This is a genomic window from Microvirga sp. KLBC 81, from assembly GCF_003075415.1.
Classification (GTDB): domain Bacteria; phylum Pseudomonadota; class Alphaproteobacteria; order Rhizobiales; family Beijerinckiaceae; genus Microvirga.
Genome location: NZ_QDAH01000016.1, coordinates 15,207 through 29,418, shown reverse-complemented (window position 1 = coordinate 29,418; position 14,212 = coordinate 15,207). Strand labels below are relative to the sequence as shown.

Annotated in this window: 15 protein-coding genes; 6 read left to right on the top strand and 9 right to left on the bottom strand. The window is 59.9% G+C overall.

Annotation, left to right across the window (positions count from 1 at the left end):
* Positions 1–40: 40 nt before the first annotated feature.
* From DC522_RS12805 to cysG, 4 genes are all read left to right on the top strand, one after another.
* Positions 41–502 (top strand): Lrp/AsnC family transcriptional regulator, encoded by a 462-nt coding sequence (locus DC522_RS12805; protein ID WP_047192173.1) that lies wholly within the window; start codon positions 41–43, stop codon positions 500–502.
* Between the two features lie 156 nt (positions 503–658).
* On the top strand, positions 659–2,410 hold the full coding sequence (locus DC522_RS12800; RefSeq protein WP_116529090.1) for a sulfite reductase flavoprotein subunit alpha: 1,752 nt from the start codon (positions 659–661) through the stop codon (positions 2,408–2,410).
* Positions 2,411–2,420: 10 nt separating this feature from the next.
* Positions 2,421–4,142 carry an NADPH-dependent assimilatory sulfite reductase hemoprotein subunit gene (locus DC522_RS12795; protein ID WP_116529089.1) on the top strand — a complete coding sequence of 574 codons (1,722 nt, stop codon included), beginning with the start codon at positions 2,421–2,423 and terminating at the stop codon, positions 4,140–4,142.
* Positions 4,139–5,719, top strand: coding sequence for a siroheme synthase CysG (gene cysG, locus DC522_RS12790; protein ID WP_116529088.1), 1,581 nt, complete (start codon positions 4,139–4,141; stop codon positions 5,717–5,719). Before DC522_RS12795 ends, cysG begins: the two co-directional genes overlap by 4 nt.
* Before the next feature lie 356 nt (positions 5,720–6,075).
* On the opposite strand, the gene DC522_RS37245 is transcribed toward cysG, so the two are convergent.
* Positions 6,076–6,378, bottom strand: a complete 303-nt coding sequence (locus tag DC522_RS37245; protein WP_116529087.1) for an HU family DNA-binding protein — start codon at positions 6,376–6,378, stop codon at positions 6,076–6,078.
* Between the two features lie 247 nt (positions 6,379–6,625).
* Here DC522_RS37245 and DC522_RS12780 point away from each other — a divergent pair, with 247 nt between their 5' ends.
* On the top strand, positions 6,626–7,846 hold the full coding sequence (locus DC522_RS12780; RefSeq protein WP_116529086.1) for an HPP family protein: 1,221 nt from the start codon (positions 6,626–6,628) through the stop codon (positions 7,844–7,846).
* 276 nt (positions 7,847–8,122) lie between these two features.
* Here DC522_RS12780 and DC522_RS37240 read toward each other — a convergent pair whose 3' ends face one another.
* From DC522_RS37240 to DC522_RS12765, 3 genes are read right to left on the bottom strand one after another with little or no spacing between them, the layout of a single operon-like run.
* A complete protein-coding gene (locus DC522_RS37240) occupies positions 8,123–8,473 on the bottom strand; it encodes a PilZ domain-containing protein (protein WP_116529085.1) in 351 nt (116 codons plus the stop codon).
* A gap of 6 nt (positions 8,474–8,479) precedes the next feature.
* Complete coding sequence (locus tag DC522_RS37235) at positions 8,480–8,716, bottom strand: hypothetical protein (protein WP_133239273.1); 237 nt, start codon at positions 8,714–8,716, stop codon at positions 8,480–8,482.
* Positions 8,713–9,063, bottom strand: a complete 351-nt coding sequence (locus tag DC522_RS12765) for an integration host factor subunit alpha (protein WP_047189717.1) — start codon at positions 9,061–9,063, stop codon at positions 8,713–8,715. Before DC522_RS12765 ends, DC522_RS37235 begins: the two co-directional genes overlap by 4 nt.
* Before the next feature lie 719 nt (positions 9,064–9,782).
* On the opposite strand from DC522_RS12765, the gene panD reads away from it, so the two are divergent.
* On the top strand, positions 9,783–10,235 hold the full coding sequence (panD, locus tag DC522_RS12760) for an aspartate 1-decarboxylase (protein WP_116529083.1): 453 nt from the start codon (positions 9,783–9,785) through the stop codon (positions 10,233–10,235).
* 427 nt (positions 10,236–10,662) lie between these two features.
* On the opposite strand, the gene DC522_RS12755 is transcribed toward panD, so the two are convergent.
* From DC522_RS12755 to thiO, 5 genes are read right to left on the bottom strand one after another with little or no spacing between them, the layout of a single operon-like run.
* Positions 10,663–11,664, bottom strand: coding sequence for a HesA/MoeB/ThiF family protein (locus DC522_RS12755; RefSeq protein ID WP_116529082.1), 1,002 nt, complete (start codon positions 11,662–11,664; stop codon positions 10,663–10,665).
* Positions 11,661–12,272, bottom strand: a complete 612-nt coding sequence (locus tag DC522_RS12750; protein WP_047189713.1) for a thiamine phosphate synthase — start codon at positions 12,270–12,272, stop codon at positions 11,661–11,663. The genes DC522_RS12755 and DC522_RS12750 overlap by 4 nt, the downstream gene beginning before the upstream one ends.
* Positions 12,269–13,039, bottom strand: coding sequence for a thiazole synthase (locus DC522_RS12745; RefSeq protein ID WP_116529081.1), 771 nt, complete (start codon positions 13,037–13,039; stop codon positions 12,269–12,271). Before DC522_RS12745 ends, DC522_RS12750 begins: the two co-directional genes overlap by 4 nt.
* Positions 13,040–13,042: 3 nt before the next feature.
* Positions 13,043–13,240: a sulfur carrier protein ThiS gene (gene thiS, locus DC522_RS12740; protein ID WP_047189711.1), complete on the bottom strand. Its 198-nt coding sequence runs from the start codon at positions 13,238–13,240 to the stop codon at positions 13,043–13,045.
* 10 nt (positions 13,241–13,250) lie between these two features.
* Entirely contained in the window at positions 13,251–14,210 is a 960-nt protein-coding gene (gene thiO, locus DC522_RS12735; protein WP_116529080.1) for a glycine oxidase ThiO, read from the bottom strand.
* Positions 14,211–14,212 lie beyond the last annotated feature (2 nt).

The window sequence follows — 14,212 nt, the reverse complement described above, 5'->3', positions numbered from 1 at the left end:
AGCGGCGGAACTAATATTCGGCAAAAGACGGGATGCAGAGATGGACCGTATCGACCGAAAAATTTTGGATCTTCTTCAGCAGGATGGCACGCTGGCTGTTGCAGACATCGGCCAACGGGTCGGTTTGTCTCAAACACCATGCTGGAAACGGATTCAGCGTCTTGAAGCCGACGGCGTGATTCAGCGGCGGGTCGCACTTCTTGACCCTGAGAAGCTTGGGCTGGGCTTAACGGTCTTCGTCTGCATCGAAGTCGGCGACCATAGCCAAGACTCGATCGACTGCTTCATCAACGCGATCTCGACCATGAGTGAGGTGGTCGAGTTCCATCGCATGGCCGGGGACGTGGACTACCTGCTCCGGGTCGTCGTGCCCGACGTCAAGGCCTATGACGTGTTCTATAAGCGTTTGATTGGAATTGTCCCCCTGAAGAACGTCTGCTCGCGCTTCAGCGTGGAGCGGGTGAAATCCACCACCGCCCTGCCGATTGACACAATGACCTAAGAACGATCGGAGCTTTGGCATAAGTTCCTATACCGTCAGGCCCGCGGAATTCTTTTTCTCGTTTTCGACGCCGGAGAAAAGAAGTTTCTATCAGTTGATGTTCTTTAAAAAGAACATTCCATTGACTTGCCAGAGAGGCTCACCGAGACTGTCCCAATGTCAGCATTTGCCCTTCTGCCTCACACAGCACCCTTCGGCGACGACGACCGGATCAGTCTCGATCGTGTCCTGGGCGCAGCCTCACCGATCCAGCGCGCATGGCTCGCTGGCTTTCTCGCCGGGATCGATGCGAGTCAGGCGCCGCTCCCCCGTGTCGATACGCCCGCCCGCCCGGCAGAGCCCCTAACGATCCTGTTTGCCAGCGAGTCAGGGAATGCGGAGCGGTTGGCGCAGGATGTCGCGAAGCTTGCCCGGAAGGGTGGCTTCAAGCCGAAGATCGTCGATTTCGCCGATCTCGATATTGCCGATCTGCCGAAGCAGAGCCGCCTGGTGGTGATCGCAGCCACTTGGGGCGAAGGTGAGCCGCCGTCGCGAGCCACCCGGGCCTATACGGATCTGATGGGGCCGTCGGCGCCACGTCTTGAGGGCGCCACCTACGCGGTGTTGGCTTTGGGCGACACCGCCTATGCGGAGTTCTGCGCTGTCGGCAAGGCCATTGACGCACGCCTTGCCGAGCTTGGTGCCGTGCGGGCCGTCGACAGGATCGATTGCGACCTCGATTTCGAAGCGCCCGCAGCGGCCTGGATCAAGAGCACGCTCGAAACGTTTGCGCCAGCTCAGGAGAGTTCTGGCAACGTGGTCTCGGTCGACTTCAGCCCGCGTGCCGGCTCCGAGATCAGCCGCGAGCCGCTGACTGCCGAAATCACTGAACACGTGAACCTGAACTCCTCACGCTCCGACAAGGAAACCGTTCACCTGGCCCTCGGCTTCGATGGCGCGGCTCCGCCCTACGAACCTGGCGACGCGCTCGAACTGTTTCCCGAGAACGATCCGGTCCTCGTCGATGCCGTTCTTGCCGCGACGGGGCTCCACACGGACGAGGCCCTGCGCGCAGCATTGATGACCGAGCGGGATATCACGACCCTCTCCGTGAAGACGCTTGAAACTTTTGTCGCCGAGACGGGGCATGCAGAGGTGCGCAAGTTTCTCGACGAGGGGCAGGCTCGCTCCTGGATCGATGGACGCCAGTTGGTTGACCTCGTCGAAACCTTTCCCGTGCCGCTGACAGCTCAGCAGCTCTCAGCTCTCACGCGCCCGCTGCCGCCACGGGCCTATTCCATCGCTTCTTCGCGCAAGGAGGTCGGCGATGAAGCCCATCTACTGGTTGCCGCCGTACGTTATGAGACGCATGGGCGCCAGCGCGGAGGGGTTGCCTCAACCTTCGTCGCTGACCGCCTCAAGTCAGGCGCGACAACGCGCGTTCGGTTGAAGCCCAACAAACACTTCCGATTGCCGGAACCATCAACGGACATTATCATGATCGGTCCTGGCACCGGCGTTGCACCCTTCCGTGCTTTCGTGCAGGAGCGGAACGCCATTGGAGCCAGCGGCAAGTCCTGGCTGTTCTTCGGCGACCGGCGCTACACGCACGACTTCCTGTATCAGCTTGAATGGCAGGATGCCCTGAAGAACGGGTCGCTGACACAGATCGATCTCGCGTTCTCTCGTGATACGCCGAACAAGGTCTACGTCCAGCACCGCCTGTGGGAGCAGCGCCACGACCTCATCGAATGGCTGGACAACGGCGCCCAGCTCTATGTCTGCGGCGATGCCAAGGCCATGGCCAAGGATGTCCGTGCTGCAATCGTCGCGGCTTATAGGGACGTGAAGGCGCTCTCCCCCGAAGCCGCAGAACTCGCCGTGGCAGAGCTTGAGCGTGGCCGCCGCTATCACCAAGACGTTTATTGAGAAACAGAGTATGTCGAAAGAGCTTTCGCGCAACGAGCGTATCAAAGAGGCGAGCGGCTATCTGCGTGGCACGCTTGCGGAAGGTCTGACCGACGGCGTGACCGGCGCCATCAGCGAGGACGATCAGCAGCTGGTGAAATTCCATGGCATGTATCTGCAGGACGACCGGGACCTGCGGGCGGAGCGCACGAAGAAGAAGCTCGAGAAGGCTTATTCCTTCATGATCCGCCTGCGCATTCCCGGTGGTGTCTGCACGCCTTCCCAATGGCTTCAGATCGACCGGATCGCTCAGGATTACGCTAACGGCACACTCCGTTTGACGACGCGGCAGACGTTCCAGTTCCACGGCGTCATCAAGTCGAACCTGCAAGCGACCATGAAGGCCATCGACACGGCGCTTCTGGACACCCTTGCTGCGTGCGGCGATGTCAACCGCAACGTTCTAGCCTCCACCAACCCGGAGCAATCGAGAGCGCATCGGGCAGCCTATGAGCTCGCCAAGTCGATCTCGGACCATCTCCTGCCGCGGACGCCTGCCTATCGGGAGATCTGGCTCGACGGCGAGAAGATCGCCGGTGGTGAGGAAGAGGTGATCGAGCCTGTCTATGGACGCACTTATCTGCCGCGCAAGTTCAAGACCGTCGTGGCGGTTCCGCCGTCGAACGAGGTCGACATCTTCGCTCAGGACCTCGGGTTCATCGCGATCCTCGACAAGAACGGAGAGATTGAAGGGTGGAACGTGACGGTCGGCGGCGGCATGGGCATGACCCATGGCGAGGAGGACACCTATCCGCGCACCGCCGATGTGATGGGCTTCTGTCGGCCAGAGGACGCGCTTGCCGTCGCCGAGGCGGTGGTGACCGTCCAGCGTGACTGGGGCGACCGCACGAGCCGCAAGCATGCCCGCCTCAAATACACCATCGAAGACCGCGGCCTCGCGGCCTTTCGCACGGAGGTCGAGCGGCGCATCGGCAAGTCCTTAGGCGATCCGCGTCCTTTCAGCTTCGACTCGAACGGCGACCGATACGGTTGGGTCGAGGGCGAGGATGGACGCTATCACCTGACTCTGTTCATCGAAAACGGCCGCGTGCGCGACATCCCGAACGGCCCTTCTCTCATGACAGGACTTCGCCGCATCTCGGAGGTGCACGACGGGGAGTTTCGCCTGACGGCGAACCAGAACGTCATTATCGCCAATGTTGGGCCGGAGAACCGTGCCGCCATCGACGCACTGGTTGCAGAGCACGGCCTGACGAGCCATGCCACGGCCCTGCGCCGCAATGCGATGGCGTGCGTTGCTCTGCCGACCTGCGGCCTGGCGCTCGCCGAAAGCGAACGCTACCTGCCCTCTCTCGTGACGGCGCTGGAAGAGCGCCTCACTCTTCGTCGTCTGGAGGAAGATGAGATCACGATCCGCATGACCGGTTGCCCGAATGGCTGCGCGCGTCCCTACATTGCCGAGATCGGCCTCGTCGGCAAAGGCCCCGGCCGTTACAACCTCTATCTCGGAGGCGCTTTCGATGGCTCGCGCTTGTCGAAGCTCTATGCGGCCGATCTGCAGCACGATGAGATCATTGCTGCACTAGATCCATTGTTTGCAGCCTACGCCCATCAACGTGAGCCCCGCGAGCGGTTCAGTGACTTTCTCGTCCGTTCAGGAATTGTCGCAGCAACGACGAACGGGCGCGACTTTCATGCCAATACGGGTCCGATCACGAAGGCGGCGGAATGAATACGGCAGTCCCTCCGGAGGCCTCTCGTCCAGCCCGGCTCAATCCTTTGCCGAAGCTGCCGATCTTCTTCGACCTCACGGGAAAGCGCATTCTCGTGATCGGCGGAAGCGAGGGTGTCGCCTGGAAAGCGGAGCTTCTCGCGGCCGCTGGCAGCACGGTCCCGATCTTCGCAGAGAACCCGTCTCCAGAGTTGCTGGCCCTTGTCCGAAGCGACCCGAACCGGCTCACTCTGACCCGGCGGAATTGGCGAGATGCCGACCTCCAAGGAATCTCAGTCGCAGTGGCCGATATCGAGGATCGGCAGGAGGCTCAACTCTTTGCTGACGCGGCCCGTCGGCATGGGGCCCTGATCAATGTCGTCGATCAGCCTGCCTTCTGCGACTTCCAGTTTGGTACCATCGTCAATCGAGCTCCGGTCATCGTGTCCATATCGACCGATGGAGCTGCCCCGATTCTGGCCCAAGCGATCCGTCGCAGGATCGAGGCGGTCCTGCCGTTCTCCCTTGGTGAATGGGCGCAGACCGCAAAGGACTTTCGTGAGCGGCTGAGGGAGATCGTGCCCTCGAAATCTGGCCGGCGCCGGTTCTGGGAACGCTTCGTGGATGCCGCGTTCACGGGCACGACCCATGAGCGTGAGCGGGACGGCACTCTGGATGATCTTGCCTGTCAGAGCCAAGACGAAGCTCTGGAGAGGGGAACACTCGGCGAGGTTGTCATCGTCGGCGCAGGTCCAGGTGATCCTGAACTTCTGACGCTGAAAGCGATGCGCGAGCTCCAGGCGGCCGACGTGATCGTCTATGATCGTCTTGTCACCTCCGGTACGCTTGAACTGGCCCGACGGGAAGCGCGCCGGATTCATGTTGGTAAGGAGGGCCATGGTGCATCCTGTCGCCAGGAAGATATCAACGCGCTGATCGTCGATCTGGCGCTTGCAGGTCAGCGTGTCGTTCGCCTCAAGGGAGGTGACCCTGCCATCTTCGGCCGCACTGGCGAGGAGGTCGCGGCCTGCCGCGATGCCGGTGTTCCGGTCCGCATTGTGCCAGGAGTCACGGCAGCGAGCGCGGCGGCTGCCTCGCTCAATGGTTCACTGACCCATCGCGATCACGCCCAAAGAGTCCAGTTCATCACCGCTCATGACCGGCACGGCAATCTTCCTGAGAGTTTGAACATCGACGCCTTGGCCGACCCGCAAGCGACAACGGTGGTCTATATGGGCCGGCGCACGGCGTCCAAACTGGCGACGCGCCTGATTGAGCACGGCCTGCCGCCCGACACGCCCGCTGCGGCAGTCAGCAACGTTTCGAGGGACAATCAAGAGAGTGTGCAGACCACGGTCATGGATGTTGCTCAGGGCGTTTCTCTGCCGGAAGAGGGACCGTTGATCATCGCGATCGGGGCATCCGTGAGTGCAAGAAGCGAAGTCCCGCTTCGTGCGAGCAGGGCGGTCATTACTCCCAGCGAGGACCGGCAGCTTGTGCCAACGACAGGACGAGCCGTGTCCGCTCTGCGGGATGATGAGGAAGGATTGAAGCTCCCTCTCTATCGCGGTGTTGACGTCGCGTGTGCCGAAATCTGATCGTAGTAGGCGATCCTGCCGGCTGTGGCCGCTGCTACAACGAGCCAGAAAAGAAGGATACCCAGAGCAAACTTGCGAGAGGAGCGTGAGGGTTCGCGGACCATGTTCTTTGAGAAGCGAGGAGCACTACACTTTGGATAGTATAAGCCCAAGCGTGCTCTCTCACAGCACTTTCGCCGCACCGAACAAACTTTGGAACGTTTTTCTGCTGGCAACGCAAATCGTAGGATAAACGCGCTCTCCTCATGCAATCGCAGAGTTCAAAAATTCACGTAACCATAACCTTAGCCAAAATCGCGCCGCAAAGCATTCCCGACTGGGTCCTCACATGAGCTCGGGCGTTGGATTGCGTCGTCTTACACGAGTTGGATGATCGAATTGCCAGCTACAAACGCTACTGCTTTCCGCCTGAGGTCATTGCTCAGGCGTCTGACCTCTTCAGGGCAAGCAGCGGATAGTCCGATATCCTTCCGTCTGAGAATTGCGGCTATCCGCTCACCCTTCCTGCGCACGCTGAACGTGCCGAACCCCGACATCTTTACGGTTTCGTCCGCTGCGAGGGTCACGCCAATCGTCCCGATAATCTGTTGGCCAACGCGGTTGAGTCTGCTCGTGAGTCGTCGAGTTTTTGATGAACGGCCTTTATCGACTCCATCCAAGTCACGTTCTTGCCCGCCGTCATCGCTCTCCCGCCAATGAGAGACGCCTCAATCACGAGCGGAGGTGCAGCCTTAAAGGATCAGGGGGTGCTCTGCAGCTCTCCATCTTGTCCACCAGCAGACTGCTCGTGATGGCGTTGGACAAATATGACGGCCTTTCTTGCAGGGTGGCGACTATCAAACAGGCTTGGTTCAGGCTAAGCAGGCTTCCCCTCCAGCCATACCCCTCCCGGTGCGATCGTTGCCTATGAGCAAAGTGTTTCGGTCTCTATCTTGGGCAAAACGCCTTGTTCCGGACCTGACCCATATCAGCCCCCTGGAGCAGCTTCGCGTTTGCTCTGGCCTACTCACGGGCATTCTGACGGTCGGCTTCATCGGAGCAGGCTTTCTCGGCTCTTCTGGGGACCTGCCTCTCCTGAGTGCGCCTTTGGGGGCTTCCGCCATCATTCTGTTTGCTCTGCCGGCGAGCCCGTTGGCGCAACCATGGTCCCTTCTCGGCGGCAACGTAGTGTCGGCAGCCATTGGTGTGACATGCGCCAAGTGTCTTGGCGAGCCGCTCCTGGCGGCCACGTTCGCCGGGACTGTCGCGGTGGCCGCAATGTTCGTTCTCCGGTGCCTGCATCCTCCCGGCGGAGCGCTGGCTCTGATGGCGGTTCTTGGCGGGCCGGCCATCAAGGCGGCCGGATACGGGTTTGTCCTCTGGCCTGTCGCGCTCGGATCATTGATCCTGCTGGCGATGGGAGTCCTGTTCAACAATCTCACCGGCCGACGGTATCCGCATCTGACCAAGCCGCCCTCGTCCAATCTTCACAAGACCACGGACCCTGCACCGCTGCAGCGGATTGGGTTCAGGAGTGACGATCTAGATGCCATCCTGCGAGAACTTGACGAAGTCGTTGACGTGAGCCGCGACAGCCTTGAGGCCCTGTTTCGGAAGGCCGAGGTGCAGGCGTATAACCGCCGCTTCGGAGGGATCACCTGCGCCGATATCATGTCCCGCGACATCATCTCCGTCACAGCCGAAACTCCGCTGCGGGTGGCTTGGGGGCTTCTGCGTCGGCATAGCATCAAAGCCTTGCCGGTTGTATCCGATCATCGCCACGTCATTGGAATGATCACCCAGACCGACCTCATCAGGCACAGTGACTGGGATGCCAATCGTGGGCTTCGGATCAGCTTCCGTCAAATGGTCCGTCGGGTGATCCAGCTCGAACGCGGGCAAACAGGTTCGGTGGGGCAGGTCATGACGGTTCCCATCCAAACGGTCCGGCAAGATGTGGCTGTTGCCCAACTTGTTCCGCTGATGGCCGACGCTGGGGTGGAGCAAATTCCGATTGTGAATGACGATGACCAGATCGTTGGCATCGTGGCACAGTCGGATCTGATTGCGGCGCTATTCCGAGTTCAGTTGGCTATGGCATTGGAACCACTCGAGCGCGGACGAGCGACCTTGTCGGTTGTTGAGTAATCTAAGGCCTATCCGTGAAGCATCCTGGATGCGTCAGTTCTCTTGGGCTGAAGCGTAGTGCCTGATTGACTTGGCCTCGGCCATACCGGCAAGGACATTGGCGCTCTCATCCGTAGCCGCCGGGTCGGGACGTATGGAAGCCCGCACGCGGCATTGGTGCGGCAGCCGCAACTCGCGTAACAAGCTTGTTACTCCCTGTTGCTACACGTGACATCGGCTCAGGTACGGATCGAGCCTCCAAAGAAAACCCGTTCAGTTGCTCAGCCAGAGCAGGTTTCATCCACCTGTTTCGGGACGACTAACCCGTTCGCACCCGGGATTCCCAAGGTCGATCAGGTCTGGCCCCGCTGCGCGGTGGCTCATCTGCTGCGGCCAGAGAAACCTAACGCCATAATGCTCACCTCGGCTCCAGACCACATGGGCATCAACACGCAGGGTGAGGCTGGGAATCTCAAGCACGAATTCCGGGGGAAGAGCAACAGCGGTCGCGAACCGGATACGAACACCGCCGGCGGATATGTCTTCGACAGTGCAGGGCAGAGTTGGAGATTGGTTTGGGAGTACAATCTCGGCACTGCGATCCAGCGGTTGCCGGCGATGCCAGCGGCGTTCGCCCTTTCTCGTCATGGCAATCTAGCGCCTCCGGTCGAGCCGATTTCTGAGAGCTGTGATGACCACGAGCAGGATGGCGCGACCCAAGGTTCCTGCGAACCACTTGCCAATGACATGCGTGTCGATATCTTCCGGAGTGTTGGTTGAGATGGCATGATGAGTTTGGCGGAATGTGGCAACAGCCAGGACGATCAAGCCGCCATCGACAGCACTCCTTGAGGCACTGCAATTCTGCTCCGATCCCAATTCCCTTTTCATGGGGTCCGCCTTCTCCGAAGCTCGCTATCCTTCAGTTCACCCAGTGACGGAGAGGAAGCCCGGTTCACATGGGTCTTGAGAACAGGTGAGGCCTGAAACGTGATGGACCGGCGGGGCTCAATAGGCACTTCAATCCCTGTCTTTGGATTCCGCCCTACCCGCTTTGCCTTGTCGCGCACGCGGAAGATACCGAATCCCGACAGCTTCACGGTCTCGCCCGACGCAAGAGCCTCGCAGATCTCTCCGAGAACCTGCGAAACCAGTTCCGTGGCCTCAGTTCGCGAGATGTCAACCTTTTGGCAAATAGCATCAACGAGGTCTGTCCGGATCACGGTCTTGGGCGCCATCACCATACTCTAGTCACGTCAAAGAAATGGGCTGCCGTTGCCGGCAGCCCGAGTTTGGGAGGATACCCTCTTCTCAGAGGAGCGACACCGCAGATGCACAAGGGGGAACGGGTCGCGCAAGCTCCTTACCAATGGATGCTCTCGTTTGAAATGCCCTGTCGCCGATGTAAACGATTGCGCAACTAAATTTTTCTCTAGCCGGCATAACCTGTGATCAGGAAGACACAGGATGTAGGTGCTTTATTCCGCCGTCATGGTTCATCTCGCCTGCTGAATGTCTCAATCTGCTCGTGCAGCGGGGCAGGACGACATCGTCGAACGGTCAGTCGTGTCATTCTCCAGCACCACGTTCTTCCATGAGCAAAGTGAGCCTGCTTAATCCCGCTGTGTCGTGAATTGATCGTCCCTTCGCTTGCGACAATCTCCAAAAAGAGAACAAGCTGACTGTCTGTGATCCAAGGACAGCAAAAACGAACTCTATCGAAGGATGAATATAGAAGATCCAACCCTTGAACCCAGACTCATTGCTACGTTAGAAGCTTTCGCGGAATGAGCGCCTTCTGTTCGTTCATCTGGAGCCCATCTGCGGCGTTGATGTCAGTGCTCCTCCTGAGCATTAAAGTCGATTCTTGCAGCACGGAATTGACCATGATGGATAGCTGGAGCAATGCCTCTGCCTTGCATCCGACCAGGGGCATCAACAGAAGAAGGATCGCGCAATGAGGAAAGTTGTTGCTGCCAAGCTGCATGGCATCCACGTGACCGAGGCAAACTTGGACTATCACGGCTCGATCACCTTGGATCCCGATCACTGTGAAGAGGCAGGGATTTTCCCACTCGAGTTCGTGGAGATCTGGAACAAGAACTCCGGCGCTCGGATCTCGACGTATGTGATTCTGGGTGAGCGCGGATCCCGCTGTTGCATCTTGAACGGAGCGGCGGCGCGAACCTGCCAACCTGGGGATCAGGTGATCATCTGCAACTCGATCTACATTCCTGAAGCGCAAATCGCCGCGATGACCCCGAGGATCTTGACCTTCGACCACGACAATAACGTCGTTGAACGTCTGTGCTATCAGGTGCGGGTCGATGCGACAGGACGCTATCAGTTTTCGATTCTCAATGAGGCCGGCGTCAGGCAGCCGATCCCCCTTCTCACAGGTATCGGGTGATCTCGCCCTCGCCGTTTATGAGCGAAATCCCGATGACTGAAGGAGCAGCTCGGCTCGTGCGCCCGACTCTCACACGATCTTCGACCAGGTGACCTTTGCTCACGGGGAGCACGTTGTTTTCGATGCTTCTCCCTCTCATTGCAGGAGCGGCGCGTCCGCCTCATCGGATTCAATGGCTCAGGAGAGCTCTCTCCTGAAACTGGCCCATGGTTTGGCTTGCAGCCCTGCAAAATGTGCGATTCTGGCAGACCCTTGAATGCGACGCGCCGCTTTAACTGTGCGGGCGAATTCTGGGCGTGAGTCAGCGAGGGTTGACAACGGCTGTTTGAAATACGGTGCGAAGTGCTTTCCCGCGATCAAACCATTGCATTGAAGGCTAGGCGCATCGACGCATTCCGGAGCTGAAAGGCTGCAGTCAACAAACGGCTCAAATACGCTGTGGATAAACCTCATTGATATCGCTCATTGCGATGAGCGCCAGCTTCTGATGGCCCTGATCCCTCAGAAGGCTCGCTGCCCGCCACGCTCGTAGGCCGCTGCGGCAGCAGAGCACGATGCGGCTCGATTCTGAGACATCCCGGCTCCGTTCCACGATCGTCTCGACGGTCGCGCGGCGGGCCTGCGGAAACGGAGAGACCGCCACCTCATCAAGGCTTCTGAGCTCGAAGACAGTATCGTCGGGGTTGACATCAGATGGCGCGATAAAGGGCGGTGCGAAACCCGTAGCCTCCGGCGCATCCAGGAACGAAAACCCGCCAAACTCCAGTTTCTGCAGATCAACCGAAACCAGCCGCCCGTGCGGTGATGGATCCAAGCCCAGAATCAGGGCCAACACCATCTGCGCCTGCAAGCCACCGAGTACGGCAACAACCGAGCCCAGGACACCCAGCGAGGCGCAGTTCCCAAGTTTCTGTGGAATATCCGGGAACACGGAGCGGTAGCTCGGAGCACCAGCACAGAAGGCACCGACATAGCCCTTCAAGCCCACACAGGACGCACTGACCAAGGGTTTGCGCGCTGCCTTGCAGGCATCGCTCAGAATGTACGTGACCGCGATGCTATCGGCGGCATCCACGATGATATCCGCGCTTCTCACGAGATCCGTTGCCACGGCGGGGTCACAGGAGATAGCAAGCGCGTTGACGATCACAGACGGATTGAGGGCTTCGAGAGCTTTTTGAGCCACCTCGACTTTCAGCTGGCCAATGTCAGTTATGCGATAGAGAGGCTGCCGGTGAAGGTTGCTCTCGTCAATGCGGTCATGGTCCACGATCGTGATGCGTCCGACACCGGCGGCCGCGAGATATTGCAGGACGGGACACCCAAGACCGCCGGCGCCGATGACCAGCACCGAGGACGAAGCCAGCTTGGCCTGGCCAGTCTCACCCACCTCCGGGAGGACGATCTGCCGTGCGTAACGTGTGGTCATACGATTGCTCTCGTTGATAAAATCCAACGGCGGGTTTGTTGCTCCGGGTCCGGGTGCCGGAGAATGTCCGTCACCACCGCCGCACTGTCGGCACCCGCAGCCAGAACGCCTGGGGCACGATCGACTGTCAGACCACCGATTGCAACGAGCGGAATCTCGCCAATGAGCTGCTTCCATTCCGGGATGCGGCTCAAGCCTTGGGGAGCCCAGGGCATCTGCTTCAGGACGGTCGGATAGATCGGCCCCAGAGCAACGTAGTCCGGCGCAACTGAGAGCGCCTGATCGAGTTCGGTGTGATCATGCGTACTCACACCCATCCGAATGCCAGCCTTTCGAATGGCGGTCAGATCCGCGCCGGCGAGGTCTTCCTGCCCGAGGTGAACGAAGGTGCAGCCTTCTGCGATGGCGAGCCTCCAGTGATCGTTGACCACGAGTTGAGCGCCATGCTGTTCGCAACAGATCTTCGCCTCTCGGATCTGACTTGCGATCGCGGCATCAGACTCGCCCTTGATGCGAAGTTGAACGAGTTTGACGCCGAGCGGCACCAGGCGCCGCACCCAAGCCGCGTTGTCAACAATGAGATAGAAGGGATCGAGCACGAGGGTCATGCCAGCATCGCCTTCCCGATCACCGGAGTCGAAGGGCTCGCCATCTCCCGTGGCTCCATCGGAATGGAGTGCCGTGCCAGCCGTCCAGCTTCAACCGCCAGGGCGAAAGCCTTGGCCATCCCGACCGGATCACCGGCCTTGGCGACTGCGGTGTTCAGAAGAACCGCGTCAAAACCGAGCTCCATCGCGGCAGCAGCGTGTGAGGGCAGTCCAATCCCTGCATCGACCACAAGCGGCACATCGGGGAAGTGGGCCCGGAGCATTTTCAACCCGAAGACATTGTTGAGACCTCTCCCTGAGCCGATCGGTGCACCCCAGGGCATCAGAACCCGACAGCCCGCCGCCAGCAGGCGTTCAGCCACAACAAGATCCTCCGTCGTATACGGAAAGACCTGGAAGCCTTCTTCGGTCAGAATTCGCGCAGCTTCGACCAAGCCGAAGACGTCCGGCTGAAGAGTGTCCTCCTCGCCGATCACCTCGAGTTTGATCCACGGCGTCCCAAACACCTCCCGGGCCATATGGGCCGTCGTGACCGCCTCCTTGACCGTGTGGCATCCAGCCGTATTGGGCAGGACGCGGGTGCCGAGAGCGCCGATGATCGACCAGAAGGCCTGTCCGGCCAGATTGCCACTCGCCTCGCGCCGGAGTGAGACGGTCACCACCTCCGCACCCGAGGCTTGGACAGCCGCTGCCAGGATGGCCGGTGATGGGTACTGTGCGGTTCCCAGCATCAAGGGTGATGCAAGTTCGACATCATAAAACAGCATGCCTCAGCCTCCTTGCATGGGCGCGAGAACCTCGAGGCGGTCGCCGTCGTTCAACTCGATGGCCGATCGCTGAGATGCGGGCACAAACCGCTCATTGACGGCCGTGGCAACAACCGCATCGCCGAAGTCGAGCTCACACAAAGCGTGCGACAAGATCCGTTCCTCAATCTCACGTTCCTCACCGTTCAGGATAATCTTCATGCCTGGTCTCCTAGTTGTGGAATACGGCATCAGCGACCTGGGTCGCGAAGGCAGGGGCGAGCAAAAATCCGTGACGGTACAGGCCGTTGAAGTAGATCGTTCGGCCGCATTCGCGGATGGCGGGCAAGTTGTCAGGAAAGGCAGGCCTCACATCGGCTCCAAACTCGATGATCTCGGCCTCGCCGAAGGCCGGATGGACAGAGTACGCTCCATTGAGGAGCTCAACCGCTGAGCGCGCCGTGACGCGACCCCGATCTGAACTCTCGATCATCGTCGCTCCAATCATGAAGAGCCCGTTCGCGCGCGGCACGATGTAGAGGGGGATGCGCGGATGCAGGAGGCGGACAGAACGTTGGAGGGAGATCTCCCGTGTCTTGACGAGCAGCATCTCACCCTTGACGCCACGCAAGTCCGGAAGATCGCCCTGCGCGGCAAAGCCGCGACAGTCGATGGTGCGATCCACATCTCTGTCCCCGGTGGGGGCCTCGACACCAAATCGCAGAGAGACACCAAGCTCTACAAGACGGGCGGCGAGTGCTGTCAGCGCGCTGCGGGGGTCGAGGTGTGCTTCGTCCGTGAAGAACAGGCCTTTATGAAACCGTCCTTGAAGATCAGGCTCGAGGTCAGCAATCTGATCAGCGTCGACCCAGTCAAAGCGTTCCGTTCTGCGCGCAAAGTGAGTGAGTTCGCCTACATCGCGTGGCTGTGCGATCACCAACGTCCCTTTGCGCGTGGTCCCTGGAAATCGCCGCAGCCACCAGTCGATTGCACGATGGCCCAGTTCCGCCACGGTAGGATCTGCGCTCTCGCGTTCGCACCAGGGCGCGAGCATACCGCCCGCGCACCAGGAGCAGGCGGCCGCGCCGAGGTGCGGGCCACGGTCAATCACCTCGACTCTAGCGCCTCGCTCGGCCAATTCCAGTGCCGCTGTCAGGCCAGCCACTCCGGCGCCAATGACACGGATGTGCATGC

Coding starts and splice junctions, on each gene's coding strand:
- cysG (WP_116529088.1), top strand. CDS start 4,139: ATGAATACGGCAGTCCCTCCGGAGGCCTCTCGTCCAGCCCGGCTCAAT.
- DC522_RS12780 (WP_116529086.1), top strand. CDS start 6,626: ATGAGCAAAGTGTTTCGGTCTCTATCTTGGGCAAAACGCCTTGTTCCG.
- DC522_RS37240 (WP_116529085.1), bottom strand. CDS start 8,473: ATGACGAGAAAGGGCGAACGCCGCTGGCATCGCCGGCAACCGCTGGAT.
- DC522_RS12765 (WP_047189717.1), bottom strand. CDS start 9,063: ATGGCGCCCAAGACCGTGATCCGGACAGACCTCGTTGATGCTATTTGC.
- DC522_RS12800 (WP_116529090.1), top strand. CDS start 659: ATGTCAGCATTTGCCCTTCTGCCTCACACAGCACCCTTCGGCGACGAC.
- DC522_RS12795 (WP_116529089.1), top strand. CDS start 2,421: ATGTCGAAAGAGCTTTCGCGCAACGAGCGTATCAAAGAGGCGAGCGGC.
- DC522_RS12805 (WP_047192173.1), top strand. CDS start 41: ATGGACCGTATCGACCGAAAAATTTTGGATCTTCTTCAGCAGGATGGC.
- DC522_RS12755 (WP_116529082.1), bottom strand. CDS start 11,664: ATGACCACACGTTACGCACGGCAGATCGTCCTCCCGGAGGTGGGTGAG.
- DC522_RS12750 (WP_047189713.1), bottom strand. CDS start 12,272: ATGACCCTCGTGCTCGATCCCTTCTATCTCATTGTTGACAACGCGGCT.
- thiO (WP_116529080.1), bottom strand. CDS start 14,210: ATGCACATCCGTGTCATTGGCGCCGGAGTGGCTGGCCTGACAGCGGCA.
- thiS (WP_047189711.1), bottom strand. CDS start 13,240: ATGAAGATTATCCTGAACGGTGAGGAACGTGAGATTGAGGAACGGATC.
- panD (WP_116529083.1), top strand. CDS start 9,783: ATGAGGAAAGTTGTTGCTGCCAAGCTGCATGGCATCCACGTGACCGAG.
- DC522_RS12745 (WP_116529081.1), bottom strand. CDS start 13,039: ATGCTGTTTTATGATGTCGAACTTGCATCACCCTTGATGCTGGGAACC.
- DC522_RS37235 (WP_133239273.1), bottom strand. CDS start 8,716: ATGAAAAGGGAATTGGGATCGGAGCAGAATTGCAGTGCCTCAAGGAGT.